Origin of the sequence: Aeromonas sp. FDAARGOS 1404 (assembly GCF_019047085.1) — a bacterium.
GTDB lineage: Bacteria > Pseudomonadota > Gammaproteobacteria > Enterobacterales > Aeromonadaceae > Aeromonas > Aeromonas veronii.
On the sequence record NZ_CP077237.1, the window covers coordinates 3,590,669 to 3,616,375 of the forward strand.

A 25,707-nucleotide genomic window follows, 5' to 3' on the forward strand; every position below is an offset into this window, starting at 1 on the left:
TCCGCTTGTCCCGTTATCGAGTGAAAAGGAGTTGAGATGCGCATTGCCATGATTGGTCTGGGGGATATCGCCCAAAAAGCCTATCTGCCGCTGCTTGCAAGCGACGAGCGGGTCACCCCGCTGCTCTGCACCCGCAATCCAGCGGTGCTGGAGAAGCTCGCCCGCCAGTATCGGGTCGCCGAGTGCTTTACCGATGTGGCGGCCCTGCTGGCCAGTCGCCCCGACGCCGTGATGATCCACGCCGCGACCGCCGTTCACCGCGAGCTGGCCGAGCAGTGCCTGCGCGCAGGGATCCCCACCTTTGTCGACAAGCCCCTGTGCGACAATCTGGCCGAAGCCGAGGCGTTGGCCAACCTCGCCATCGCGCAAGATTGCGCCCTCTTTACCGGCTTTAACCGCCGCTATCTGCCCGCCATGGCCGAGGCGCGGGCCCAGCCGCTCACCGAGCTCAACTGGCAGAAACACCGCTTCGCTCTGCCCGGCAAGGCGCGGGATTTTATGTTTGACGACTTTATCCATGTGCTCGACAGCCTCTGCTTCTATGGCGGCGTGCCGGATGGGGAGGTCCATGCGGTATTGCGCCCCTGTGCGCAGGATAACAGCCTGCTGGCCGGGGTGAGCGTCAGCTGGCAGAGCGGCGATCGCGCCATCAGCGGCAGCATGAACCGCAGCGCCGGGATCACCGAGGAGCGCATCGATGCCTATGGCGACAATCTCTCCCTGCACCTTGAGAACTGCACCCGCGGCATCATCGCCCGCGACAAACAGGCGCAGATGCTTAGCCCCAACGACTGGCAGCCGGTACTGGCCCAGCGCGGCTTTGCCGCCATGCTGGATCACTGGTATCAACAGATTGAAATCGGCAAGGCGGATAGCGAGCTGATCGCCTCCTACCTGCATGGTCACCGGCTGGCAGAGCAGCTGGTGGCGCTGGCTGACAAGCGGGGATAAGGCTGGCTGGAAGTCTGAGGGATGTGAATTCGAGGTGCGCGAAGATAGCGCACCAAACACAACGGGGGGCCGCAGTTGCGGCCCCCCGTTGTTATGGGATGAGATGCATGGGATCAGATGCACTTCACCGGTTTGGGCAGGCCACCAATCTTGGTCGCCTGCTTGGCGGGGCCTTCCGGGAACAGCTTGTAGAGGTAGCGGCTGTTGCCCTTCTCGGGGCCGTACTGCTTCTCCATCGCCTTGACCAGTGCGCGGATGGCGGGGGAGGTGTTGAACTCCAGATAGAAGGCGCGCACAAAGCGCACCACTTCCCAGTGCGGCTCCTCAAGCGTGATCCCCTCCTGCGCCGCCAGCACCAGTGCCAGCTCCTCGCTCCAGTCGTTGCTGTTGAGCAGGTAGCCCTTGGCATCGGTCTCGATGAGTTGGCCGTTGAATTCCAGCTGATGTTTTTCGGACGCAGACATGGGGGCTCCTCGCTAATGGGGCTATCAGGATTGGGCGGGCATGGTAGCGCCTTGATCCCCGGTGAGCAACCGGCTCTCGTTGGCCAGATGCAGCAGCTGATCCGCCAGCTCGCTGATCAGGTTGAGCTGCTGGGTCAGCATCAGCTGCTCCTCGCTGCTGTCCGGGCTGCTGTCCGTGCAAAGAAGGGGGCTCTGACCACCGATGGAGCTGGAGGGGTTGCCCGCCAGATGACCGGCGGCCTGCTCCAGGGTGTGGCAGATGTGGTGGCGCACCTCATCCAGCCCGCTGATGGCCTCCAGTTTGTCGCGATGAGCCCCCAGCGCCGAGATGTAGGAGAGCAGGGCGTGGTTGCGCCAGGTGAGGGTAAAGCAGAGATCGAGGAAGCGGCGGCGCTTTTGCGGCTCCACCAGCATGCTCTGCCAGGCGGTAGCCAGTTCGCTGTCCGCCAGATGGGCGCTCTTGCGCGCCACCCGATAGTCGATGGACTCGTCGCGCTGCTGCTTGAGGCTCGCCAGCACCGCCGAGAGGTAGCTGGCGTTGGCCGAGAGTGAATTGGCGATAAGCGTTGGCAGCCGCTTGTACTGCCAGTCCGGCCAGAGCCAGGCCACCAGCCCGTAGGAGATCAGGCAGCCGAGCAGGGTATCGAGCAGCCGTGGCCCCAGAATGGCAAAGCCGATGCCATCGAGCAGGTTGAACGCCATCAGCACGTAGAGGGTGATAAAGCAGACCGCGGCACTGTAGTTGTTGCGCACCTGGGTGAAAAACAGGAAGGCGGCGAGCCCCATCACCACCAGCTGGACGTGCAGCTCGGGGAAGAGCCAGAGCACCGGAATACCCACCAGTATGCCGGCGAAGGTGCCGAGCATCCGCTGCACCAGTCGGCGGCGGGTGGCGCTGTAGCTGGGCTGGCAGACAAACAGCACGGTCAGCAAAATCCAGTAGCCCTTTTCCAGATCAAAGGCTTGCAGTATGCCGTAGCCGATCACCAGACCAAGCGACAAACGCAGCGCGTGGCGAAACACCATGGAGTGCAAGGTGAGGTGCTGCTTGAGCTGGGTCAGCAGCGGCAGGCGGGGTGGCTTGGCCAATGCGGGCAGCTCCTGCTCCGGCTGCTCGGGGTTTTGCAGCACTTCGGCGCTGCCGAGCAGCTGGTTGATGCTGGCCAGATTGCGGCGCAGGAACTTCATCGGCGTCAGCAGGGTTTTCGGGTAGTGCTGCTTGAGATTGGTGAACTCCAGCTGATCGCCGAGGGCCTCCAGCGTCCAGTGAATGCGCTTGTTATGGGCGTAGGGCTTGTGCACCAGAATAGCGTAACCGAGCCGCTGGCACGCCTCTGAGAGCTGCAGGAACACCTCCTGAAATCCTTCCAGTACGATGCCCTGCTTGAGCTCAGCTTCCAGCCGGCTGTAGGGGTAGTGGCTGGAGGTGGCGCGCTCGTGAATTTCCAGCGCCAGCAGGTAGAGGCGCAGCAGGCTGGCAAGCTCGGGGCTCGCAGGATGGCGGCGGCTCAGGCGGGCGTTGAGGGCCGACTTGGTGAGGGTCAGCGCGCTCACCAGATTGATGTTGAGCTGGGCCAGATTGTGGCGAATGGCCTGGGCGCCGTGCTCGTCTGCCGGGAAGAAGCGGGATTTTTCCAGCAGGTAGCGACCAAGGGCGAAGTAGCTCTGGGCCAGCTGCTCGTGCAGGGTCTTGTAGGGCAGCAGCCAGAGCCAGATAAACGAGACCAGTCCGTACCAGAGGGCGCCAGCGCCGAGGGCGAGCGGCTGGTAGAAGAGATCCGGCGCCTTGGCGGCCCCCAGCATGGTGTAGATGGCGATCAGCAGCGAGCCGAAGCTGATGGTGGCATAGCGGGCACCGAGCGCCCCCACCATCACGAAGATAAAGGTGGAGCTGGCGAGCCCAATGGCAAACAGCCAGGGGGTGGGGTAGAGATACTGCACACAGAGGGATGCGAACATGAAGCAGATGAGCGTCATGGCGAGGTTTTTAAGCCGCCCCCACAGGCTGTCGTCGGTTTCGGCGATGGCGCCCGCCACTACCCCGAGGGAGAGCAGCACGGTGAGCTGGATATTGCCGGTGGCCAGGGTGAAGGCGAGCAGACCGAGAATGGCCAGCAGCACCTTGAGGGCGAAGTAGATGTGACTATCGGTCAGCAGTCGGCGCAGCAGGCCAGAGAGATCCATCGGCATGAAACAGGAACAACCCTTGAACGAAACGAGGGCAGGATGTTACCCCGCCAAGCGAGAAGCGGCCCTGATTTGGATCAGGGCCGCTTCGCATCATATCCTTGATTTGCAACTTATCCTGACAGAAACAGGAGCCAATAAAAACCCCGCCGAAGCGGGGTTTTTGATTAGTTGCGGTTGCCGCCAAGCAGGCTCAGCAGGCTCAGGAAAATGTTGTAGATGGAGACATACAGGGTGACGGTGGCGGAGATGTAGTTGGTCTCGCCGCCGCGCACAATCTGCTGGGTGGTCAGCAGGATGGCCCCGGAGGAGAAGAGCATGAACATGGCGGACAGTGCCAGGCTCAGGGCGCTCATCTGCAGGAAGATGTTGGCAATCATGGCCACCAGCAGAACCCAGAAACCGACGAACAGCATGCCGCCGATGAAAGAGAGGTCACGCTTGGTAGTCAGGGCATAGGCCGACAGACCGAAGAAGGTTAGCGCGGTGCCGCCAAGGGCGGTCATCACGATCTCGCCACCACCATTGTTCATGTACATGTTGATGATGGGGCCCAGGCTATAACCCAGCAGACCGGTCAGGGCGAAGGTGAATACCAGGCCCATGCTGTTGTTGCGGTTCTTCTCGGTCAGGAACATCAGACCGTATACGCCGATGAGGAAGATGGCCCAGTGCAACGGCGGCATGTTCATTACGGTCGCGATGCCCGCCACAACGGCAGAGAAGCCGAGGGTGAGGGAGAGCAGCATATAGGTATTACGCAGCACCTTGTTGGTATCGCGTACGGCACTTTGGGTGCCAGTGTAGATAGAACGGGTATCCATCTTGGGTGTCCTCTTGATGTCCGGGTGAGACGGCGAGCAGCCGCCTCGTGATCGCTGTTTGTTACTGCATGTTTACGCATTGTATGTAGAACAAATAGGGATGACGAGGAACAATTTCAAGCCACCTGCCATTTTGCTCCCGCACACTATCCCACAGGAAATATGTATTGCATATGAACAAGGGCTTAGCGTAGTATGCACGCCGTTCGGAGGGGTGGCAGAGCGGCTGAATGCACCGGTCTTGAAAACCGGCGATGGGCGACCATCCGTGGGTTCAAATCCCACCTCCTCCGCCATATTCAAAGAGAAAGCCCAAGCGGTCACCCGCTTGGGCTTTTTTGTATCTGCCGTATCTGGCATTTCAACGGACACGTCACATGGACGATAAAAATGGCTCGGGTTGTCCCTGAGCCATTTTCACCTTGAATGATGGCTAGATCCGCCCCTGATAGCGCAGGGGGAAGCGGCCCTGACTATCGGGCTGGCCGAGGAAGGGGAGCCCTTGTTGCATCTGTGGTGGCAGTGCCGGGCCCGGCTTCAGGGTGCCCTGGAACAGGTATTGGCCATTGGGTTGCAGCTCGAGGCGACCCATGGTCTGCACCGCATCCGAGCCCTGCTTGAGCTCGGCCACCAGTCTGGAGTCGAGGCAGGTGAGTTTCACCTCGGGATCGGCCAGCTCCAGCTTGCCCGCCGGGGTATCGGCGCTGGCGTTGTACCAGTCGAGGTTGCCGTAGAGGTTGTCACACCAGGGGTTGCCCTGGGCAAATTGCTCCACCTTGAGCTGTAGCTGGCCGGTGACGGAGATCGGGATCGGCAGGCGCATCGGCACCCGGCTCAGCAACCAGGGGGCGGGGGCGTTGAGGGTCAGGTCGCGGCCGAAGGCGGCGCCATTCCAGCCGACAACACCCTGACCATTGAGGCCGTTGCGGTCGCCAAAGCGTATGGCCACTTCGGGGGCGAAGCGCAGCAGCGACCAGCCGTTGAGATCCCAGCGCAGCTGGTTCACCGATTCGCTGGCATATTGCAGTCGGGCAATCTGGCCACTCCAGAGGGTGCCGCTCACCCCTTCCAGTTTCAGCAGACTGGCGACGTTGGCAGGCAGCGGCAGATGGCGAGCCACCAGTGCCGCGGGCGGGGTGGCCAGCAGGAAGAGCAGATAGGCGGCCAGAAACAGGCTGGCAATCAGGATGCGTTTTTTCATTGTGGACGACTCAACTGCAAACGTCTGACCTTGACCAGACCCGGGGCCAGATCCTCGCGGGCGATCTCGATGATTTGAACCTGAATGCCGTGCTGCTCCACCAGCGTGGAGAGCCAGAGCAGCAAGTCATCGAACTGGACAGTGTCGATCCACACTTGCAGCTCCTGCGCCTGGGGTTGCAGCCGGGCAATCTTGATCTTGTGGTTGAAGGCGGTGCGGTTGACCACGCCTTCCAGGGTGCCGCTGGTATCGATCTGGCGACCCGAGCCACCCTGCATGGCCAGCACCTCTTCACCCTTCTCCTTGAGCCAGGCGAGGGTCTGCTGCTGGTTTTGCACCTGCCGCTCCCGCTCCGCGATGCGGTTGGCGATGGGCTGCCAGACGCTCCAGTAGAAGAGACCGACCAGCAGCAAAATGCCACCTGCGGCCACCAGCCGCTGTTCCCGTGCGGTGATGCCGTGCCACCAGCCCTGCAATTTTTCCATCATGATGATTTACCCTTGAGCACCAGTGCGCCCTCTACCTTGCCCTCGGTGCTGCGCACCTCGCCTTGCTGTACCTCGAATTGCTTGCCAGCCAGCTCGCGGAACCGCTCGATCTCGGCAAAGCCGGGAGCGGTCACCTGCAGCCTCAGCTCGCGGCGACTGGCATCAAAGCGCATCACCTGTGGTTTCAGACCGGGTACTTCGGCAAAGGTGGGGGCCAGCTCGGTGAGCATCAGCAGCACGCCGTTTTGCGGGGCTTGTCCCATCTGTTGCAGATGCTGGTTCATCTGGCTGCGCACGTTCACGATGCGGCTTTCACCCGGGAAGATGCGGGTATAGACGGCGCGGATCTCCGCTTTCAGCGTCTTGTCCTGCTCGGTGAGCTGATAGAGTTGCACGCCGCGCTGGCCGAGGGCCACCAGCAGCAACAGACCGGCGGTGATGGCTACCTTGCGCCACTGCAACCAGTAGCGGGCATATTCGGTCTGCGGCCGGTAAGGGCCGGTCAGCAGGTTGGCCCGGCAGGTGAGGGCCCCCTTGGCCAGCAGCAGCATGGGGAGTTCGGGCTCCGCCGCCTGCCAGTTGGCGGTGGCAATGGCGGGCACCGGTGTGTGGCTGTGGATGGTGACCGGCTCCGCTTCGGTTGCCAGCAAGATAGCCAGCAGCGGCTCGTCGGCGACGATCCCCTGACAGGGGCCCTGGCGCACCAGCCACTCGCTGCCGAGTTGCAGCGCAGACCAGCCATCAGCGGCCTGTGGCAGCGCCAGCACATCGGGCAGCAGTTGCAGGCTCTTGAGGCCAGCGGCATCGAGCCAGTCGAGCCACTCGGCCATCTTCTGCCGATCCACCGCCATCAGGTCGACCTGTTGACCTTCATGAGCCAGCACCACCAGATGGAGCTCGTCCACGTCGGAGGCGATCTGCTCCTCCAGCAGGTAGGGGAGGGCCGCTGCCGACTGGCGGTTGTAGCGACCCGGCAGGGTGACGCGCCGGAAGATCAGATCGCTGCCCGGCACCAGGGTGACCACGGGGCGGCCACCGGCCCGCTCCTGCAGCTCGCCCAGGGCATCGGCCGAGGGCAGGGTGCCGGAGGCGATGATCTCCTGCTCCTGACCGGACCAGACCAGCCAGGCCACGGGTTGTTGTTTATTGGTCCCCAGTCGGATGACCAGACTTTCGCTCACGCATCTCTCTCCTGCGATACCGGTTTGCAAAGGGCGTTGTGCGCCCTGGCAACCGGTGCGCAGCCCGCAGGCTGCATCCAACATCTCTCGTACCCGCGGGCGATGGCCTGCAGGTGCGCTGTTTATTCGGCGCCACTACTGAGGCGGCGCAGCATCACCAGTTTATTGTCCTTGCCCCGCTGGAACAGGGTTTCGAGCCAGGCCCGGTTGTCGCCGACCTCGGCCACGACTCGGGCTTCGAAGAAGTCGCTCTTGACCACCAGCGCCTCTTTCAGCCCTTTCACCGCATCGACCGGAGCGAGCATGTCCGTCATCAGCTTGCTCTCTTTCCACCCCTTCTGTGGCCGCTCGTTCAGCACCCGCTTGGCGTCATCCAGCCCGATAGTGCCCAGATAGAGGGCGACCAGCAGCTCGGGGCGCTGGGGGGCAAGGGTATTGATATTGATCTTCAACTTGTCGTTGGGCAGGGTGCAGACATAGGGGGCCAGTTTGGCATAGACCCTGGCCGTCACCCCGCGCACCGCCCGCAGCTCATCCTTGCCCAGCATCCACTGATTGGCGGTCAGGTAGGGTGGCTTGAGCCCCTCGTAATAGGCGTCCTCTGCACCAAGGCTGGAGACCAGCACCGTATCCTTGTCGGTCCAGTCACGGATGGCATCGGTGAGCTGGGCCGCCTCGTAATCATCCATCGCCAGCTGCTTGAGCAGTTCGCGAAACACCTGCACCGGATAGGGCTGCTGAGCCAGCTCCTCGCCGCTCCCCGCCTTGGAGGCCACGCTCAGGCTGTTGAGGTTGAAGCAGGATTGCAGGTCGGTCACCTCGCCCTTGAGCTGGCCATCGTCCACCGGAAATACAGTGTTCTTGCGGGCCCAGTTCTGGCTGAGGTTGACCACCTCGGGATTGTCCTTGAAATCCTGCGTCAGCACCTTGCTCACCAGCGCTTCTGCCGAGAGGGCATACCACCACGCCTGTTTGCCGGTGGTGATGTTGGCGGTACGGCGCAGCTCAAGCTGCAGGCGGCCGCTCATATTGCTGGCGATGATCACCATCACCGAGAGGATCAGCAGCACCACCAGCAGCGCCATGCCGCGCTGGCGACCGGGAGCGGCGAGATTAGCCCGCATTGGCGCCCCCTCCGTTCTGGCTGTCACCATTACCGCCATTGGTATTGCCGTTGTTCCCGTTGTTGTTGTTGTTGTTGTTGTTGCCACCTTGGTCGGGGTTGCTGCTCTGGCTGTTCTCTTCGGCGCGCTGGCCGCCGGCGCCAATCAGGAATTGACGGCGAATGGTGCCGTAATCTTCCAGATCCAGCTCCACTGCCAGCCCGTGGGGCAGCACGCTGCGCTGGCTCCACTCCTCTTTCCAGTTGCCTTTGTCGAAGAAGTAGAGGCGAAACGCCGTGACTCCCGCCAGCACCGGCTGGATGCGCGGCTCGGTGCCGATCACCGGATCTGGATAGAGGTAGCTCAGGCGCTCCAGTTTCTGATCCTTGAGGCGCCAGCCGACCCGCTGTAGATGGGAGCGGGGTAGCATGCCGTCCGGGTTGAGCCAGCCGCTGCGCATAAAGGCCATGCCCCAGTCATCGCTCTGCTGGCCGAAGCGGGAGGCCGCCAGCAGCACCTTGTTGTTTTCCCCCTCGATGCGACCGCTGCGCGGCACCATCTGGGTGATATCTCGCTCCAGCAGGGTGAAGGCGAGTTGCAGTTCGTTGAGGCGGGCCTCCTTGCGCTTGGCTACCTCGTCGCTGGTGAGCACCCCTTGCAGCACCTGATAGGCACCCATGCTGAGAGTGGCGAAGATGGCGATCGCCACCAGCATTTCGAGCAGGGTAAAACCGGCGTGACGGACGGGGCGAGGCGTGCGGGCGGATAGCTGGGTCATCGGCTGATATAGGTCCGCATCATGGCGACCGGGTTCTCGGCCTTGGCCTCGGTACGCACTTCCATATCGAGCGCCCGGAAGTTGTTGTCGGCGGTGGCGACGCCGCGATAGCGCCAGTACCAGGTGCTGCCCGCCATCTGCTCATCCCCTTCCACCCAGCTGTCACCTGGCCACTTGTTCTCGAGCTTCTGTTGCACCAGCTGGTTCTCTACCACCCAGGTGGCGAGTGTCTTCTGCTCCAGATAGTTGAGGGCCGAGAGGTGTTCGCTGGCGGTTTTCATTACCGCGAGACCCGCGATGGCAAAGACTGCCAGCGCCACCATCACTTCGAGTAAGGTCATGCCACGCGCGTTCATCGTGCCACCTGTTGAGGGTGTGGTTGACACAGAAGTAGCGCCACCATCACACCTTTCTCAAACAACGTCATGCCGCGGGCGTTCATTCGCTCACCTCTTCATCTTCATCGCCGGTGAGCAGGGTGAGGCGGCCGAACTCGTCCCCCTTGACGATGCGGGTGTAGCGGGCATCCTCATCCTGCTGGGTGAAGGTGAGCACGAACGGGCTCAGCTCGCCGCCTGGGAAGATGAGCAACTGTGGCGTGCGCTCCTTCTCGTCGCGCTTCTGTTCGGTTTTCTCGTCGGAGTCCGGCTGCCAGCCAAAGCCTTCCAGCTCCAGCGCCAGCGTCATGTTCTCGGCCAGTTGCACCGGCCCCAGCTGCTTGTCGCCAGTCAGGGCCAGCCACTTGCGATCTTTGGCCTGACGCTGCATAAACTGCCAGCCGTTATCCTCGATGCGAATGCCTACCAGCCGACCATCCATCACCGCATACTCCTGCGCCAGCTGCAGCGTCGCCATCAGGCGACGCGCCTGCTTGTCCAGCTCCCGATCCCCTCTGGCGCCTCCCATGCTGAGAGTGACGGCGGTGGCCACTAGTCCCATCAGCATAGCGACCAGCAACACTTCCAGCAGAGTAAAGCCGGATTGGCGATGAAAGGAGAGAGAGCGCTTCATGCAGTCAGCTCACAAGGAGTGCGGTGGCGACATATCACTTATTGGAAATCCTTCAGGTTCCAGTTGCCGATGTCGTCATCGGTACCGGCTTCACCATCCAGACCCATGGAGAAGATGTCGATCTTGCCGAACTGGCCCGGGCTCAGCAGCTGGTACGGGTTGCCCCAGGGATCTTGCGGCAGGCGCTTGATGTAGCCGCCATCGCGGTAGCTGCGCGGCGCCGGATCGATAGAAGGCTTGGTCACCAGTGCATCCAGCCCCTGTTCTGTGGTCGGGTAGCGGTTGTTGTCCAGCTTGTACATGTCGAGGGCGTTTTCCAGCGCCACGATATCGGAGACCGCTTTCTGCTGGTCAGCTTTCTCCTTGTTGCCCATCAGGTTGGGCACCACCAGACTGGCCAGAATGCCGAGGATCACGATGACCACCATGACTTCCAGCAGGGTAAAACCGGATTGACGACGTTTGTTCATGAGTTGCTCCGTAACGAATGAGATGGGATAGCCCATCAGAGAGTGATCACTGGGTGGGTTCGACGGGCCGCCAGCGGCGCCACCGAACACCGAAAACTTACATATTCACCATATTGTTGAGCTCGAGGATCGGCTGCAGGATCGACATCACGATAAACAGCACCACCCCGGCCATGGAGACCACCAGCATGGGTTCGAACACCCCGAGGGCGATATTGACCTGGGATTCAAACTCCCGATCCTGGTTGTCTGCCGCCCGCTCCAGCATGCTGTCGAGTTCGCCGCTCTGCTCGCCGGAGGCGATCATGTGCAGCATCATGGGCGGGAAAATCTTGGTCTCGGTCAGCGATTTACGCAGACTGGTCCCCTCGCGCACCCGTTCGGCGGCCTCGAGAATGCGCATTCTGGCAAAGTCGTTGGAGAGCACTTCGCCGGAGATTTTCATTCCTTCCAGCAGCGGCACCGCACTGGCGTTGAGGATGCTTAACGTGCGGGCGAAGCGGGCTGTGTTGAGACCGCGGCTGACCCGGCCAATCACCGGCAGGCCGAGCAGCACCTGATGCCAGCGTCGGCGACGCTTTTCATCGGTGAGCCACCAGCGCCAGACAAAGCTGCCAAGGAATATCAGCAGCAGGAACCAGAGGCCGTAGGCCTGCATCAGTTCGCTGGTGCCGATGAGAAAACGGGTGGTGCCCGGCAGTTGCTGACCCATGTGTTCAAACTGGGCCACCACCTTGGGCACCACGGCGGTGAGCAGGATCGAGATAACCCCGATGGCGACACAGGTGAGCACGATAGGGTAGATCATCGCCTGCAGCAGCTTGGTGCGCATATGCTGGCGCTGCTCGGTGTAGTCGGCGAGGCGGTTGAGCACCTTCTCCAGATGGCCCGATTTTTCACCGGCCGCCACCATGGAGCGAAACAGCTGGTCGAACACATGGGGAAAAGCCCCCAGCGAGTCGGCCAGCGAATAACCTTCCACTACCTTGCTGCGCACGGTTGCCACCAGAGAGCGCAAGTGGGCCTTTTCGCACTGCTCGGCCACCGCCTTGAGCGCCTCTTCGATGGTGAGACCGGCCCCCACCAGGGTCGCCAGCTGGCGAGTGATCAGGGCCAGCTCGGCAGTGCTGGCACCACGCCGAAACAGGGCGAAGCGGGTCGCTTCCCGTTTCGCCTTCTCGGTGGTCTCGTTCACCTCGAGGGGAGTGAGCCCCTGTTCGCGCAGCAGCTGGCGCACCTGACGGGCCGAGTCGCCCTCCATTACGCCGCTCTTGCTGCGCCCCTTGTTGTCGAGGGCCTTGTATTCGAATGCCGCCATCTCAATCTTCCCGGGTCACGCGCAGCACCTCTTCGAGGCTGGTCTGCCCCTTGAGCACCTTGTCGATGCCGTCACGGCGGATGCTGGGGGTGTGGCCGCGGATCAGTCGCTCGATGGCGAGCTCGCCGCTGGCACTGTGAATGGCTTCACGCACTGCTTCGTCGATCACCACCAGCTCGTGAATGCCGGTCCGGCCACGGTAGCCGGTGTGGTTGCACAGCTCGCACCCGACCGGGCGCCACACCTGCTGATCGGGAGCCAGCTCGATGCCCATGGCGAGGCGCTCCTGCTCGGTGATGGGGCGCGGGGCGCGACAATCGGGGCAGAGGGTGCGCACCAGCCGCTGGGCCAGCACCGCCAAGAGCGACGAGGAGAGCAGGAAGGGCTCGATACCCATGTCCCGCATCCGGGTGATGGCGCCGATGGCGGTGTTGGTGTGCAGGGTCGACATCACCAGGTGACCGGTCAGCGACGCCTGCACCGCAATCTGGGCGGTCTCGAGGTCACGAATTTCCCCCACCATCACCACATCCGGATCCTGGCGCAGAATGGCGCGCAGGCCGCGGGCGAAGGTCATGTCCACCTTGGTGTTGACCTGGGTCTGGCCCACCCCTTCGAGGTCATATTCGATGGGGTCTTCCACCGTCAGGATGTTGCGATCCCGCGAGTTGATTTCAGACAGCGCCGCATAGAGGGTGGTGGATTTACCGGAACCGGTCGGGCCGGTAACCAGAATAATGCCGTGGGGCTTGCGAATAAGCTCGCTGATGATGGTGCGGTTGGCCGCGGTCATCCCCAACTGCTTGAGCTCGAGGCGCACGTTGTTCTTGTCGAGCAGACGCAGTACCACCCGCTCGCCGTAGCTGGACGGCATGGTGGAGACCCGTACGTCGACGGCGCGGCCGCCGATACGCAACGAGATACGGCCATCCTGCGGCACCCGCTTCTCGGCGATATCCATCCGCGACATCACCTTGATCCGCGAGACCAGCAGTGAGGCTAGCTTGCGATGGGGGCGCAGGATCTCCCGCAGTACCCCATCGATGCGAAAACGGATCACCAGTGCCCGCTCGAAGGTCTCGATATGGATATCGGAGGCCTCCTCCTTGATCGCCTCGCTCAGCATGGCGTTGATGAGGCGAATGATGGGGGCGTCGTCATCGGCATCCAGCAGATCTTCGCTTTGCGGCAGCTCTTCGGCCAGGGCGAAGAAGTCCATCTCGTTGCCGAGATCTTCCATCAGCTGGCGCGCCTCGGAGGAGTCGCGTTGGTAGTGGGCCATCAGCAGCTCTTCGAAGGCCTCGTTGTCGAGCTGCTCCACCGCGAAGCTGCAACCCGCTACCCGCCGCACCTCCAGCAGGGCCTGCGGGGTGACGCCGGGGCGGCACTGCAGCACGGGGGCGCCCTCCCGCTCAATCAGGATCACCCCGAAGTTGCGGGCAAAGACAAAGGGGAGCTCGGGCAGTGGCGCAGGCCCGACGCTTCCATCCAGATGGTAGGCACTCATCAGGGCTTACTCTGCACAAACGGGGTGGTGGTCTCGACAGTGCTTTGCTGTCTGCTCCGCATCTCGTTGATCTGCTTCTGGATCTCTTTTTGCAGCTCGGGCGACACCATCACATCCTGGCCATAGGCAGGCAATACCTGACGGGCGGGGGAGGTGAGATACCCCTCCTGCGAGGCGGCATTGAGCTGCTCGGCGCGGAACAGGCTGTATTTGTTGCTGGAGACACCGGTATAGACGTCCGCATCACGCAAGATGGTTGGCCGGATAAAGACCATCAGGTTGCGCTTGGAGGTGGTGTTGGAGGTGGAGCGGAACAGATAGCCCAGCACTGGGATATCGCCAAGCAAGGGCACCTTGGAGACCTGCTCCTTGGTCTGTTCGTCCATCAAACCGCCCAGCACCACGGTTTCGCCACTTTTGACCAGCACCGCGTTCTTGACGGTACGGGTGTCGAAGGTGGGGCCAAGGTTGGCAGTACCGGTCGCCTGGGTCTGGGCGACACTGGAGACCTCCTGCTCGATATTGAGCAGCACCGAATCCCCTTCGTTGATCTGCGGGGTCACCACCAGCTTGGTGCCCACCGTCTTGCGCTCGATGGTGTTGAACACCTGATCGCTGGTGGTGGAGCTTTGCGAACCGCTCTGGACCGGGACCTCCTGACCGACGTTGAAGGAGGCCTCCTTGTTATCCATGGTGACGATACTCGGGGTGGAGAGAATATCGTTCTTGGTATTGGAGGCCAGCGCCGTGGCCAGCATGGCCCAGTCGCCGTGATAGAAACCGGCGGCCATGCCGTTGAACTCTTTCAGCAGACCGGCAGCGGTGTCGGTCTTGCCATTCTGGTAATCCTTGCCCGCCGCAATGGCACCGCCGATGGGCAGACCTGAGTTGGTGAACTGGGTGCCACCGCCGTTGGCATTGCCCCACTGGACGCCAAGGGTGAGGCCATCGCCATCCTGCATCTCGACGATGATCGCCTCCACCAGCACCTGGGCGCGGCGGATATCGAGCTTGGCCACCACCTGCTCCAGTTCGGACATCACGTCCGGCTGGGCGGTGATGACCAGCGCATTGGTGGTCTCGTCGGCTGAAATGGCCAGCTTGCCACCGCCGATGCTGGCGCCACCTGTGGTTGCGCCGCCGCCCTTCTTGTCGGCCTCGATGCTGGAGCTGACCCCTTTGAGCACCTCGACCATGTCTTTGGCCTTGCCATATTTGAGGTAGAAGACCCGGGTGTTGCCCTGGCTTTGCAGGTCGCGGTCGAGTTGGCGCACCATCTGGATGATGCGGGCACGCGCTTTGGGCTCACCACTCACCACCACAGAGTTGGTACGCTCGTCGGCCACCACCTTGGGGGATAGCAGCAGGGAGGCGGTGCCGCCCTGGGGGTTGCCATCCTTGTTGAGGTTGGTCACCAGCCGCACCATTTCCCCCGCCGAGGCAAACTTGAGCTTGATGATGTCCACATCCTGATCGCCTGCGCGGTCGACCCGGTTGACCACTTCCACCAGGCGGTTGACCACGGCGGCACGGCCGGTGATCAGCAGCACGTTGGAGGGCTCGTAGTGCACCACGTTGCCACCACCGGCGTTGTCGTTGAGCTGGCGCAGCAACGGCGCCAGTTCACGGACCGAGACGTTGCGCACCGGTACTACTCTAGTCACCATCTCGTCGCCCACCCCCGGGTTGCTGCCATCCACCACCGGAATGGCGGAGGTCTTGGCATCCCGCGAGCGCAGCACCTTGAGCACCCCGTTGTCCATCGGCACCACGGCAAAGCCGTAGACGTCGAGCACGCTCAGGAAGAACTGGTAGTACTGCTCCTCATTGAGCAGGTCGTAGCTGCGCACGTTGATCTTGCCGCGTACCGATGGCTCTATGATGATGGTTTTATTGAGGTTCTTGCCCACCGTATTGATGAACTCTTCAATGTCGGCGTTCTTGAAACTGGCAGAGTATTCGGTGGCCCAGGCTGAGCCCGCCATCATCAGTGCCGCTGCGATAGTGGCCAGACGCCAGCTTTTCCCTTTAGTGGTCATTATTGGTACGACTCCAAATCATTATTCTGACAAGCGCACATAGATGTCGAACTGTTCGCCCTGTCGCTCGACGGTCACTGTCATTTCCGTTGCGCCAGCCATCTGCTGCATCGCCTGCATGGCTTGCATGTTGTCCCGTAAATCCAGCCCGTTGATGCTGATGGCCAGGTCATTGGCCTGCAGCCCGCTCTGGTTGAAAAACTCAGGATTGCTGCCCGGATTGAGGCGATAGCCGGTCATGCGGCCATCCACCTGAACCGGTGAAATATTGAGGTAATCGGTGATCTTGCCCGGATCGGCCATCAGCTCGCTGCGCAGGGAGCCAAGGGGGGCGGCGTTGGTCTGTGGCAGCGGCTTGCCATACTCCTCGCCATCCAGCATCAGGGTCTCGTCGCGGCCATCCCGTTCGATGATCACCCGATCCGGATAGACCTGCCGGATCCGCGCCTGGGTGCCGTCAATCATGTCACCGATCCCGTAGGAGTTCTGGATGCCGGACATGGCGATGATGGCGATGGATTTGGCGGGATCCGAGCTCGCCAACACTCCGTTGAGCTGGGCATTGAGCTGGGTACGCGGCGCATTGGCGGCCACGGCGGCTTTGGCCTGTGCCTTGGGGATCGCCTTGCCAAACAGCGCCAGTCGGCTCACCTCGCCCAGTTCAAGGCGCGGGTTGCTCTGGCCGCTGACCGCCACTGCGGAGGGTTGCCACGGTTGGCTGGTTTGCGGGTTTGCCAGGGTGAGCAGACGCCAGGTGAGGGCGGCGCTCTGTTGGGCCAGTATGATCAGCAGCGCCAGAAAGGCCACCTGGGTGACTCTGGTCATGGGAAGCCGCCGGCACTGGGCCAGCAGCATGGTCAAGATGTCATCCCTGAATCGTAGCGTCATATTAATCAACAAATTCCAGGCTCTGGGGCGGCTGCGTATTGTGTACGGCGGAGTGCTGTGACACAACGGGTCGGGGCGCGCCAAACCGTAAAAATGGATATTTCATCACACCGTAAACCTTTGAATGCTCACAAAAGTGGCACTCAGGTGAGGTGCATCCTGCTTGCCAGCGAACATCAGGGTACGGTGCGTACTCACCCTCGCCAATCCTGCAGCGCCTTGAGGGTCACGCTCTGTCCGGCGACCTGTAGCACTATGTATTGCTGGTCGATGGTGGCGAGCACGACCCCCGGGGCGATTTCGCTCCCTTCCCGGTATTCCCGGCCATTGAGCACCACGGCCCGCTTGGCGGGGTTGGAGGAGAACACATGAGAGCCATAGCTCAATTGCGGTACCTGCTGGCGCACCGACTGGGGTGCCGAGCCCAGCGTCATCAACTGGGCCGGTTGCACGTTCTGGCTGGCGGCGTGTGGCGTCTCCTGCAATGGGGTTTCATTGAGGGCTTTCATCAGCTGCTCGGCCAGACTCAGCGCGGGGGTATTCCCCTGACTGGTCCCTTCGTTTTTGGCCACTGCTCTGGGTTGGGCCACCGGCTCCGGCAGGGGCGGGGGCAGTGGACGGGTCACCATTGCCTTGGGTTCGACCCGCACGAAGGGCGGGGTGATCACCTCTTTCACCTCTACCTTCTCCTCGATGGGGCGCAGGTGGAGCAGATGCCAGCCATAGTTGGCGCCCGCCCCCAGCAGCAGGGCCAGGGGGGCCAGCAACCAGCCGATGCGGCGTGGGCTGCGCTCCTCTTCCCGGGGCATGGGCAAGCCCATGGCTGGAATATGGGCGGAGAGTTGTGGTTGCTGCGCACGGCGCAGCGCCTTGAGCAGGGTAGACATCAGGAGGCCTCCTCCAGTCTGGGCATGGGTTCACCGGAGAGGGCGTTGAGACGCAGCAGGGTGTTGCTGCCCGCGATGCCATCAGGGGTGAGCCCCTGATCCCGCTGGAACTGCTGCAGCTTGTTTTTGAGCTCGCCATCGAAACGGCGCACCTTGCGCTCGGGTTGTTGCAGCGCACGGCTCAGGGCGTTGTCGAGCCACTGGATCTGGGTCTGACCGGCATTGCTGGCGATCAGGCTGACGCCCCCTTTGGGCATGCGCCAGAGCAGGGTGTAGCTGCCGCCCCAGTTGTCGCTGAGCCACTGGCGATCCACCTGCCAGCTCTGGTCACCTATCATCAGGCTGGCCTTGTTCGGCCCCAGATTGACCAGGGTCGCGTAGTAGAGGCCGCCAGTCTGGTCAGTGAGCGTGATCATGGCGGGATACTGCAGGGCGCGCAGCTCGTCAAGGCTTGCCTCTCCTTCCTGGCAGCGCAGACCGGCACGGGGTGCGTTGTCACAGGTTGCCTCGAACGGTTCCGGTTCATAACCCCAGACCCGATAGAGATTCTGCATGGCGCTGTCGGGGTCGATGGCCTGATTGATCGCTTCGGTCAGCTGCTCCTGCTGCTCGGCGGTCTCGTCGATGGTGACCGGCACCTCGACCTTGACTACCGGACGGGTGGGGAACACGCCGAAAAATTGCCAGCCCCACCAGCCTGCGGCCACCAGCAGGGCGCCCGCCAGCGTCACCATCAGACCGGAGGCCCAGCTCCCTTCGTCTCGCACGCCATTGACCTCGAAGGCTGCCTGGCTGATATCGCTGTGGACAATCTTGTAGCTGCCACGGGCGAAGGCGGCGATCAGGGCGCGGTCGCAGATGAGGTTGATGAAACGGGGGATGCCGCCACTCAGGCGATGAAGCGTCTTGATGGCGCGCGGGGTGAAGATGGGTTGTACGCAGCCTGCAACTTGCAGCCGGAAGCGGACGTAGGCATCCACATCGCTGTGAGAGAGCGGCAGCAGGTGATAGCGGGCGGTAATGCGCTGGGCCAGCTGGCGCAGCAGGGGTTGGCGCAGCATCTGTTGCAGCTCGGGCTGACCGATCAGCACCACTTGCAGCAGTTTTCGTTCGTCGGTTTCGAGGTTGGTGAGCAGACGCAGCTGCTCCAGTACGCCGGGCAGCAGGTGCTGCGCCTCATCCACCAGTACCACGCTGCGCTTGCCTGCCGCCAGGTTGGCCAGCAGGTGATCGCGAATAAGGTCGAACAGCCGCTTGATCCCGGCATCTTCGGGATAGGGGAGTTGAAACTCGTCACAGATGGCGGCCAGCAGATCCCGTTCGGTCAGGGAGGGGTTGAGGATGTAGGCGATCTCGGTCTCGGCGGGCAGCTGTTGCAGCAGGCAGCGGGAGACGGTGGTTTTGCCGGTGCCCACTTCGCCGGTCAGCAGCACAAAGCCGCCGCCATCCTGCAATCCATAGTTGAGATGAGCAAGGGCTTCGCCGTGGCGCTCGCTCATATAGAGGTACTTGGGATTGGGCGAGATGGAAAACGGGTGTTCCGAGAGGCCGAAGAACTGTGTGTACATGAGGGTATTCTTTTGTAGCCGGCGACAGATGAAAAATGTCTCCGGATGATAGCAAACCTCGCTTTCATTGGAAGCCATCATTGGCGCCGAAGGGCAAATTGCGGCCTTTTCCTGCCATCTTGTGATCCCGGTTGCGTCATTGGCACGAACTCGGATCACAAAATGACAAAAAACAGCTGTAAATAAAGGGAAATATCAATATGGGCGCGGCGTGGCAAATGCCGCCAGCATGGCGCTGAATCGGCGATCGCCAGACCTGTTTGTGTACAATTTATGACGCCGGTTGCCCTGTCAGCCATCAGGGCAAGCTGGTCGGAATGTACTTGCTCAGTGGTGATCCTGAAACTGCGCGGCAATCTCCCTGAACTGCGCCTCGCAGGCGAGAAACGCCGCGACAATGTCGGGATCAAAATGGCTGCCGCTCCCCTTCACGATGATCTCCTTCGCGTCCTCATGGCTGAAAGCAGGTTTGTAGACCCGTTTCGAGATGAGAGCATCGTAGACATCCGCTACCGCCATCAAGCGCCCGGAGAGGGGAATCGCCTCACCCGCCAGCCCTGCCGGATATCCGCTGCCATCCCACTTCTCGTGGTGGGTGAGGGAGATCTCCCGGGCCAGCCGCAAGAAGGAGTTGGAGCCCAGCTGCGCCTCGGCACTCGCCAGCGCATCGGCGCCGATCTGCGGGTGGCGCTTCATGATGGCGAACTCCTCGTCGGTCAGCTTGCCCGGTTTGAGCAGGATGGCATCGGGAATGCCCACCTTGCCCACATCGTGCAGCGGGGCCGACTTGAACAGCAGATCGATGGTGGCGTCATCGAGCGGATAGCGATCCCAATCACTGCGACTGAGGTATTGCGCCAGCGCCTTCACATAATGCTGGGTGCGGATGATATGGGCGCCGGTCTCGTTGTCCCGGGTCTCCGCCAGCGAGGCGAGGCCAAGGATGGCCACGTCACGGGTCAGGTTGAGCTCGTCGCTGCGGGATTTCAGCTCACCGATCATCTGATTGGTGCTGGCGGCGATAAGGCCAAACTCGTCATCCCGGGTGACCGGCACCCGGGCGTCGAAGTCACCACACTGTACTCTGGCCATTGTGCTGGTCTGCTGGCGCAGGGATAGGCCGAGATTGCGACCATAACCGTGAATAATGAGGGCGAGATAACAGAAGGTCACCGTCATTACGAAGGCGATCTCCCACAGGATGTAGTGCTGTGCATCGACCCTCGGCAGGCTGCGCTCCACCGTCACCAGCCACTCCAGATCCTTGTTGAACAGCAAGAAGAAGACGCCTCCCAGCAGGGTGAGGGTCGCCAGAGTAAAGAGGGTGAACTTGCGTGGCAGCGGCATGGCCAGCGGGTGGCTCAGTGCCAGGCTCTGCTCGGCTTGCCGTGCTCTGGCCCGATGCAAATCTCGCTCCAGAGTCAGGTCGGCCGCTACCAGAAAGCCGAGGGTGGTCATCCCCAGCAGCACCTTGAGGTGACTCTCCAGCGGGAAGTTGTGGGCCAGGGCGTTGTAGCTCGAGAGCAGCAGTGCCCCCAGCAGGTAGAAACCCACCTCCAGTCCAAACCCATCCAGCCCGTTGCGCGGCAGGGGCCGCCTTGAGAGCAGCCAATTGCGTACGGCGAACATGATGGCGAACGTCACCAGGGTCGGCCCCAGCAACTGGGGCAGGGTGAGACTCTCGAGAAACGGGCAAACCTGCCAGCCATAGAGACAAAATAGTGACAGGGTTACCCCGTAGTGCAGGGCGCAGCGCCCCGTGATCCTCTGCATATTCCCACCCATGTTGCTGGTTATTGTTATGTCGGCGGGAGGCCCGCCATTACAGGCGCCGCAGCAGCAGGCTACCGATGGAGTAGCCAGCGCCAAAGGAGCACAGTACGCCGCGAGCCCCCGCAGGAAGGTCGCGATTGTACAGATGAAACGCGATGATGGAACCCGCCGAGCTGGTATTACCATAGCTATCAAGAATGACCGGCGCCTCCTGCTGGCTGGCATCGTGGCCCAGCAGCTTGCGACCGATGAACTGGTTCATGGTGAGGTTGGCCTGATGGAGCCAGAGCCGGTTCAGGCTCTCGGCGGGCCAGCCCTGCTCATCGAGCTGGTTGGCAATCTGATCGCACACCAGCGGCAATACCTCCTTGAACACCTTGCGTCCCTGCTGGCGAAACAACTTGTCGTCGCTGTAGCGGGTACGCGGGCTCAGCCGGTTCAGAAAGCCAAAATTGTTGCGGATGTTGTTGGAGTATTGGGTCACCAGCTTGCTGGCTACCAGCTGCCACGGATTGGCCACCTTGCAATCGGTCTCCCGCTCCAGCAGCACTGCGGTGCAGGCATCGCCGAAGATAAAGTGACTGTCTCTGTCCCGGAAATTGAGGTGTCCCGAGCAGATCTCCGGATTGACTACCAGCGCCAGTTTGGCGGTGCCTGCCGCCAGCATGTCGGCGGCTGTCTTGATACCGAAAGTGGCGGAGGAACAGGCCACGTTCATATCAAAGGCCATGCCGCTCGCTCCCAGATAGTGCTGCAGCTCGATGGCCAGCGCCGGGTAGGGGCGCGGCATGTTGGAGGCGGCGACGATCACCAGATCGATCTCGCCGGGCTCGCGGCCGGCGGCGATCAGCGCCTGCTCGGCGGCGGCTACTGCCATCTCCACCATGATGGAGGGCATCTCATCGGGCCGCTCCGCCAGCAGCGGTTGCATGATGTCGGGGTTGAGCACCCCCTCTCGGCTCACCAGATAACGACTCTTGATGCCGGATGCCTTCTCGATGAACTCGCAGCTGGAGTGCTGCTTGGCGGGGAGCTGGCCGGCGTCGATGGCGGAGGCGTTCTCCTCGTTGTAGAGATCTACGTACTGGTTGAAGGCGGCCACCAGCTCTTCATTGCTGACGGCAAAGGGTGGGGTATAGAGGCCTGAGCCACTGATCACGATAGAGGTCATCTTTGCTCCTCGCCGGGTGCGTTCCCGGCTTGTCGGTTTATAGGGTAGAGAGGGTTACAGCTGGTCGATCGCCGCAGCGAGACCCGCCAAGGTCAGCGGATGCATCCGTCCGCCAACCACGTCATTCATCAGTTTGATGGAGGGATGCCAGAGCCACTCCCGCCGCGGGGTGGGATTGATCCACACCAGTTTGGGAAAGTGCTGCTGCAAGCGGGTGAGCCACACCTGACCCGACTCCTCGTTCCACTGCTCGACACTGCCGCCCGGCCAGGTGATCTCGTAGGGGCCCATGGTGGCATCCCCCACCAGGATAACCTTGTAGTCGCTGCCATAGGTGCGCAGCAGCCGCAGGGTATCGAACCGCTCCTCAAAGCGGCGCTTGTTATCCTTCCAGACGAAGTCGTAGAGGCAGTTGTGAAAATAGAAGTACTCCAGATGCTTGAACTCGTGGCGCAGGGCGGAGAAGAGGCGCTGCACCTCGGCCACGTGGGCATCCATGGAGCCTCCCACATCGAAAAAGACCAATAGCTTCACCCCGTTGTGGCGCTCGGGTCGCAGCTTCACATCGAGCCACCCTTGGCGGGCAGAGCTTTTTATGGTGTCGTCGAGATCCAGCTCGTCCGGGTTGCCCTTGCGCACCCAGCGTCTGAGCTTGCGCAGCGCGAGCTGAATGGCACGCTGGCCGAGCGGTGAGTCGTCGCTGAAGTTGCGATAGTGACGCGCCTCCCACACCTTGGCCGCCTTGCCGTGCAGCCCCTCTCCACCCATGCGAACGCCCTCGGGGTGAAAACCGCCGTGGCCAAACGGGCTGCTGCCACCAGTCCCCACCCACTTGTTGCCGCCGGCGTGGCGCTCTTTCTGCTCGCTTAACCGCTGGCTGAGGGTCTCCAGCAGCTTGTCGAGTCCGCCAAGGGATTTGAGCAGCGCCTTCTCCTCTGGACTCAACAGCCGTTCGAACTCCTTGCGCAGCCACTCCTCGGGCAGGCTCTCCGGCAGCAGGGGGATGGCTTCCAGACCCTCATAGTATTCGGCGAAGGCGCGATCGAAGCGATCGTAGTGGGCCTCGTCTTTTACCAACAGGCAGCGGGAGAGCTGGTAGAACTCGTCCATATCGGCAGCGACCAGCCGGGCTGCCAGCGCGGCGTGCAAGTCCAGCAGCTCGCGCAGGCTGCATGGGAGCTTGTGGCGGCGCAGGTGGGTAAAAAAGTCGATCAGCATGGGTCAGCTGCCGCGTCGGGCCAAAAAGGCGAGCTTCTCGAAGAGATGCAAATCCTGCTCGGTCTTGAGCAGGGCGCCATATAGCGCAGGCACCAGCTTGCCGGGCTCGCGGGCGCGCATCGCCTCGGGGGCGATATCGTCGGCCAAGAGCAGGCGGATCCAGTCCAGCAGCTCCGAGGTGGAGGGCTTCTTGCGCAGCCCCTCTACCTCGCGCAGCTCGAAGAAGAGCTCCATCGCTTCGCCAAGCAGGCTCTCCTTGAGGTCGGGGTAGTGGAGTTTGACGATGGCCTGCATCTCGGCCTTGTCGGGGAAGCGGATGTAGTGGAAGAAACAGCGGCGCAGGAAGGCGTCCGGCAGCTCTTTCTCATTGTTGGAGGTGATGATGACCACAGGCCGCTGGCGTGCCTTGACTCGCTCGCCGGTCTCGTAGACGTCGAACTCCATCCGATCCAGCTCCAGTAGCAGATCGTTGGGGAATTCGATGTCGGCCTTGTCGATCTCGTCGATCAGCAGCACAGGTCGCTGCTCGGCGCTAAAAGCCTGCCACAGCTTGCCCTGGCGAATGTAGTGGCTGATATCGGCCACTCTGGGATCGCCGAGCTGGGAATCGCGCAGCCGGGCCACCGCATCATATTCGTAGAGTCCCTGCTGGGCCTTGGTGGTGGACTTGATATGCCAGGCAATGAGATCGGTGCCAAGATGGTCGGCGACCGCTTCTGCCAGCACCGTTTTGCCGGTGCCTGGCTCCCCCTTGATCAGCAGCGGTTTTTCGAGGGTGATGGCGGCATTGACAGCCATCTTCAATGCATCGGAGGCGAGATACTGGCTGCTTCCTGAAAATCCCATAACGTCGGTTCCTTTGACGATTGGCGCCCGGAGTCAGGGGCCAGAGAGAATAAGCTCTATATGTTGTAATACCATATGGTTATAACGAATAGTCACTTCTCATTCAGAAACCACAGGGTAATCTTGTTTCATCGTCGTAACAAACACAGGGATAGCACCATGAGCAAAATTTTTGAGGACAACAGCCAGACTATCGGTCACACCCCGCTGGTTCGTCTCAACCGTGTTACCAAAGGCCGCGTGCTGGCCAAGATCGAGAGCCGCAACCCCAGCTTCAGCGTCAAGTGCCGTATCGGTGCCAACCTGATCTGGGATGCCGAGAAGCGCGGTATCCTGACCAAGGGTAAGGAGATCATCGAGCCCACCAGCGGCAACACGGGTATTGCTCTGGCCTTTGTCGCGGCAGCTCGCGGCTATCCCATCACCCTGACCATGCCGGCCACCATGAGCCTGGAGCGCCGCAAGCTGCTCAAGGCGCTCGGTGCCAATCTGGTGCTGACCGAAGGGCCGCTTGGCATGAAGGGGGCCATTGCCAAGGCCAACGAGATCCTCGAATCCGAGCCGGGCAAGTATGTGTTGCTGCAACAGTTTGAAAACCCGGCCAACCCGGAGATCCACGAAAAGACCACCGGCCCCGAGATTTGGGATGCCACTGACGGCGAAGTGGATGTGTTCGTGGCCGGGGTCGGTACCGGCGGTACCATTACTGGGGTCTCCCGCTATCTGAAGCAGACTAAAGGCAAGGCGGTGGTCTCTGTCGCTGTCGAACCGGCCGAGTCGCCGGTCATCAGCCAGAAGCTGGCCGGGGAAGAGATCAAACCGGGCCCCCACAAGATCCAGGGGATCGGCGCCGGCTTTATCCCGGGCAACCTGGACCTCTCCCTCATCGATCGGGTGGAGAAGGTGACCAGCGATGAAGCCATCGAGATGGCCCGTCGCCTGATGGAGGAGGAGGGGATCCTGGCCGGTATCAGCTCCGGTGCTGCAGTGGTGGCTGCCAGCCGTCTTGCCGAGCTGCCAGAATTTGCGGGCAAAACCATAGTGGTCATCCTGCCGAGTGCGGCGGAGCGTTATCTCTCCAGCGCCCTGTTTGCCGGGGTGTTCAGCGAGCAGGAACTGCAGCAGTAACTGATCGGAATCTTTCAAAACAGCGGCGCTCCCAGGAGCGCCGCTTCTTTATGGGCTAGACTCAACCCCTGTTAGTGTCACTTGATCCTTATTTTTTGGGGTAAAATAACAAGTTCCGGAGTGAGAAAAAAAGCAGACATTCCGCTCTAAATCTCATATCCTGTGCGGCGTCACGAGGTGTTTGCTGGCTCGGTATCACAAAGTAACAAAGTGTTATTTTTCGTTATAAAATAATTTCAGGCCAGTCCTGATGCGGCTTGTAGCCCAATAACTGAAAATTGCCAACCAGCGCGCCGATTACTGCACAGAAACTTGACCTGGATTAAACCATTGCGGGTCTGCTTTCGTTACTTTACAACATATCCATACTGACACGGTGGGTCAGGTTGCTTCAAAAACGACCAACCCACCAAAAAATATCAATAATATGGGGTGAAACCATGTACGAGAAGTCTGTTGTTATTACTGCTGAAAACGGCCTGCACACCCGTCCGGCAGCTCAGTTCGTGAAAGAAGCCAAAGAATTCCAAAGCGAGATCACTGTGGTCTCCGGTGGCAAGTCCGCCAGCGCCAAGAGCCTGTTCAAGCTGCAGACCCTGGGCCTGACCAAGGGTACCAACGTAACTATCCAGGCTGATGGCCCGGATGCTCAGCAAGCTGTTGAGAAGCTGGTTGCCCTGATGGACGAGCTGGAGTAATCCAGCTT

At 61.4% G+C, this 25,707-nt stretch carries 23 protein-coding genes, 1 tRNA gene and 1 pseudogene; 4 read left to right on the forward strand and 21 right to left on the reverse strand.

What is annotated here, in order from left to right:
• Positions 1-36 precede the first annotated feature (36 nt).
• Positions 37-951: a Gfo/Idh/MocA family protein gene (locus tag I6L34_RS16800; RefSeq protein ID WP_216955026.1), complete on the forward strand. Its 915-nt coding sequence runs from the start codon at positions 37-39 to the stop codon at positions 949-951.
• 113 nt (positions 952-1,064) lie between these two features.
• Here I6L34_RS16800 and I6L34_RS16805 read toward each other — a convergent pair whose 3' ends face one another.
• The 3 genes from I6L34_RS16805 to I6L34_RS16815 all read right to left on the reverse strand — a co-directional run bounded on the left by I6L34_RS16805 (position 1,065) and on the right by I6L34_RS16815 (position 4,426).
• Positions 1,065-1,415 (reverse strand): TusE/DsrC/DsvC family sulfur relay protein, encoded by a 351-nt coding sequence (locus tag I6L34_RS16805; protein WP_019446869.1) that lies wholly within the window; start codon positions 1,413-1,415, stop codon positions 1,065-1,067.
• 24 nt (positions 1,416-1,439) lie between these two features.
• A complete protein-coding gene (yccS, locus tag I6L34_RS16810; protein WP_216955027.1) occupies positions 1,440-3,605 on the reverse strand; it encodes a YccS family putative transporter in 2,166 nt (721 codons plus the stop codon).
• Positions 3,606-3,769: 164 nt separating this feature from the next.
• Positions 3,770-4,426: a Bax inhibitor-1/YccA family protein gene (locus I6L34_RS16815; RefSeq protein WP_216955028.1), complete on the reverse strand. Its 657-nt coding sequence runs from the start codon at positions 4,424-4,426 to the stop codon at positions 3,770-3,772.
• A gap of 208 nt (positions 4,427-4,634) precedes the next feature.
• On the opposite strand from I6L34_RS16815, the gene I6L34_RS16820 reads away from it, so the two are divergent.
• A tRNA-Ser gene (locus tag I6L34_RS16820) sits at positions 4,635-4,722 on the forward strand.
• A gap of 137 nt (positions 4,723-4,859) precedes the next feature.
• Here the strand turns inward: I6L34_RS16820 and exeN are convergent.
• The 18 genes and pseudogenes from exeN to I6L34_RS16910 form a co-directional block, all read right to left on the reverse strand.
• Complete coding sequence (gene exeN, locus I6L34_RS16825) at positions 4,860-5,627, reverse strand: GspN family type II secretion system protein ExeN (protein WP_216955029.1); 768 nt, start codon at positions 5,625-5,627, stop codon at positions 4,860-4,862.
• The gene (exeM, locus tag I6L34_RS16830) at positions 5,624-6,115 is read right to left on the reverse strand and encodes a GspM family type II secretion system protein ExeM (protein ID WP_216955030.1); all 492 of its coding nucleotides are present in this window, start codon (positions 6,113-6,115) and stop codon (positions 5,624-5,626) included. The genes exeN and exeM overlap by 4 nt, the downstream gene beginning before the upstream one ends.
• Positions 6,112-7,296, reverse strand: a complete 1,185-nt coding sequence (exeL, locus tag I6L34_RS16835; RefSeq protein WP_216955031.1) for a GspL family type II secretion system protein ExeL — start codon at positions 7,294-7,296, stop codon at positions 6,112-6,114. Before exeL ends, exeM begins: the two co-directional genes overlap by 4 nt.
• 122 nt (positions 7,297-7,418) lie before the next feature.
• Positions 7,419-8,420 (reverse strand): GspK family T2SS minor pseudopilin variant ExeK, encoded by a 1,002-nt coding sequence (exeK, locus tag I6L34_RS16840; protein WP_005359007.1) that lies wholly within the window; start codon positions 8,418-8,420, stop codon positions 7,419-7,421.
• Between the two features lie 109 nt (positions 8,421-8,529).
• A pseudogene (gene gspJ, locus I6L34_RS16845) lies at positions 8,530-9,177 on the reverse strand (type II secretion system minor pseudopilin GspJ); the annotation flags it as partial.
• Positions 9,174-9,533, reverse strand: a complete 360-nt coding sequence (gene exeI, locus I6L34_RS16850) for a GspI family T2SS minor pseudopilin variant ExeI (RefSeq protein ID WP_005338301.1) — start codon at positions 9,531-9,533, stop codon at positions 9,174-9,176. The gene exeI and the pseudogene gspJ, both read right to left, overlap by 4 nt.
• Before the next feature lie 82 nt (positions 9,534-9,615).
• Positions 9,616-10,188, reverse strand: a complete 573-nt coding sequence (gene exeH, locus I6L34_RS16855) for a GspH family T2SS minor pseudopilin variant ExeH (protein ID WP_182939152.1) — start codon at positions 10,186-10,188, stop codon at positions 9,616-9,618.
• A 38-nt stretch (positions 10,189-10,226) separates the two neighbouring features.
• Positions 10,227-10,658 (reverse strand): GspG family T2SS major pseudopilin variant ExeG, encoded by a 432-nt coding sequence (exeG, locus tag I6L34_RS16860; RefSeq protein WP_005338297.1) that lies wholly within the window; start codon positions 10,656-10,658, stop codon positions 10,227-10,229.
• 97 nt (positions 10,659-10,755) lie between these two features.
• Positions 10,756-11,976, reverse strand: coding sequence for a GspF family T2SS innner membrane protein variant ExeF (gene exeF / locus I6L34_RS16865; RefSeq protein ID WP_005338296.1), 1,221 nt, complete (start codon positions 11,974-11,976; stop codon positions 10,756-10,758).
• A gap of 1 nt (position 11,977) precedes the next feature.
• On the reverse strand, positions 11,978-13,483 hold the full coding sequence (gene exeE / locus I6L34_RS16870; RefSeq protein ID WP_058057784.1) for a GspE family T2SS ATPase variant ExeE: 1,506 nt from the start codon (positions 13,481-13,483) through the stop codon (positions 11,978-11,980).
• Positions 13,483-15,522, reverse strand: a complete 2,040-nt coding sequence (gene exeD, locus I6L34_RS16875; protein ID WP_216955033.1) for a GspD family T2SS secretin variant ExeD — start codon at positions 15,520-15,522, stop codon at positions 13,483-13,485. Before exeD ends, exeE begins: the two co-directional genes overlap by 1 nt.
• 21 nt (positions 15,523-15,543) lie before the next feature.
• Positions 15,544-16,377: a GspC family type II secretion system variant ExeC gene (gene exeC / locus I6L34_RS16880; RefSeq protein ID WP_139406527.1), complete on the reverse strand. Its 834-nt coding sequence runs from the start codon at positions 16,375-16,377 to the stop codon at positions 15,544-15,546.
• 227 nt (positions 16,378-16,604) lie between these two features.
• Positions 16,605-17,297, reverse strand: a complete 693-nt coding sequence (gene exeB, locus I6L34_RS16885; protein ID WP_139406035.1) for a GspB family T2SS assembly factor variant ExeB — start codon at positions 17,295-17,297, stop codon at positions 16,605-16,607.
• Positions 17,297-18,865 (reverse strand): ExeA family protein, encoded by a 1,569-nt coding sequence (locus I6L34_RS16890; RefSeq protein WP_040065846.1) that lies wholly within the window; start codon positions 18,863-18,865, stop codon positions 17,297-17,299. The genes exeB and I6L34_RS16890 overlap by 1 nt, the downstream gene beginning before the upstream one ends.
• A gap of 327 nt (positions 18,866-19,192) precedes the next feature.
• Positions 19,193-20,638, reverse strand: coding sequence for an HD domain-containing phosphohydrolase (locus I6L34_RS16895; protein WP_058058334.1), 1,446 nt, complete (start codon positions 20,636-20,638; stop codon positions 19,193-19,195).
• 49 nt (positions 20,639-20,687) lie between these two features.
• Entirely contained in the window at positions 20,688-21,809 is a 1,122-nt protein-coding gene (locus I6L34_RS16900) for a beta-ketoacyl-ACP synthase III (protein ID WP_058057779.1), read from the reverse strand.
• 54 nt (positions 21,810-21,863) lie between these two features.
• The gene (locus I6L34_RS16905) at positions 21,864-23,027 is read right to left on the reverse strand and encodes a VWA domain-containing protein (protein WP_216955034.1); all 1,164 of its coding nucleotides are present in this window, start codon (positions 23,025-23,027) and stop codon (positions 21,864-21,866) included.
• A 3-nt stretch (positions 23,028-23,030) separates the two neighbouring features.
• Complete coding sequence (locus I6L34_RS16910; protein ID WP_005359032.1) at positions 23,031-23,873, reverse strand: MoxR family ATPase; 843 nt, start codon at positions 23,871-23,873, stop codon at positions 23,031-23,033.
• Between the two features lie 159 nt (positions 23,874-24,032).
• On the opposite strand from I6L34_RS16910, the gene cysK reads away from it, so the two are divergent.
• Positions 24,033-25,001: a cysteine synthase A gene (gene cysK / locus I6L34_RS16915; RefSeq protein ID WP_005338267.1), complete on the forward strand. Its 969-nt coding sequence runs from the start codon at positions 24,033-24,035 to the stop codon at positions 24,999-25,001.
• A gap of 440 nt (positions 25,002-25,441) precedes the next feature.
• A complete protein-coding gene (locus tag I6L34_RS16920; RefSeq protein WP_005338266.1) occupies positions 25,442-25,699 on the forward strand; it encodes an HPr family phosphocarrier protein in 258 nt (85 codons plus the stop codon).
• Positions 25,700-25,707: the final 8 nt, after the last annotated feature.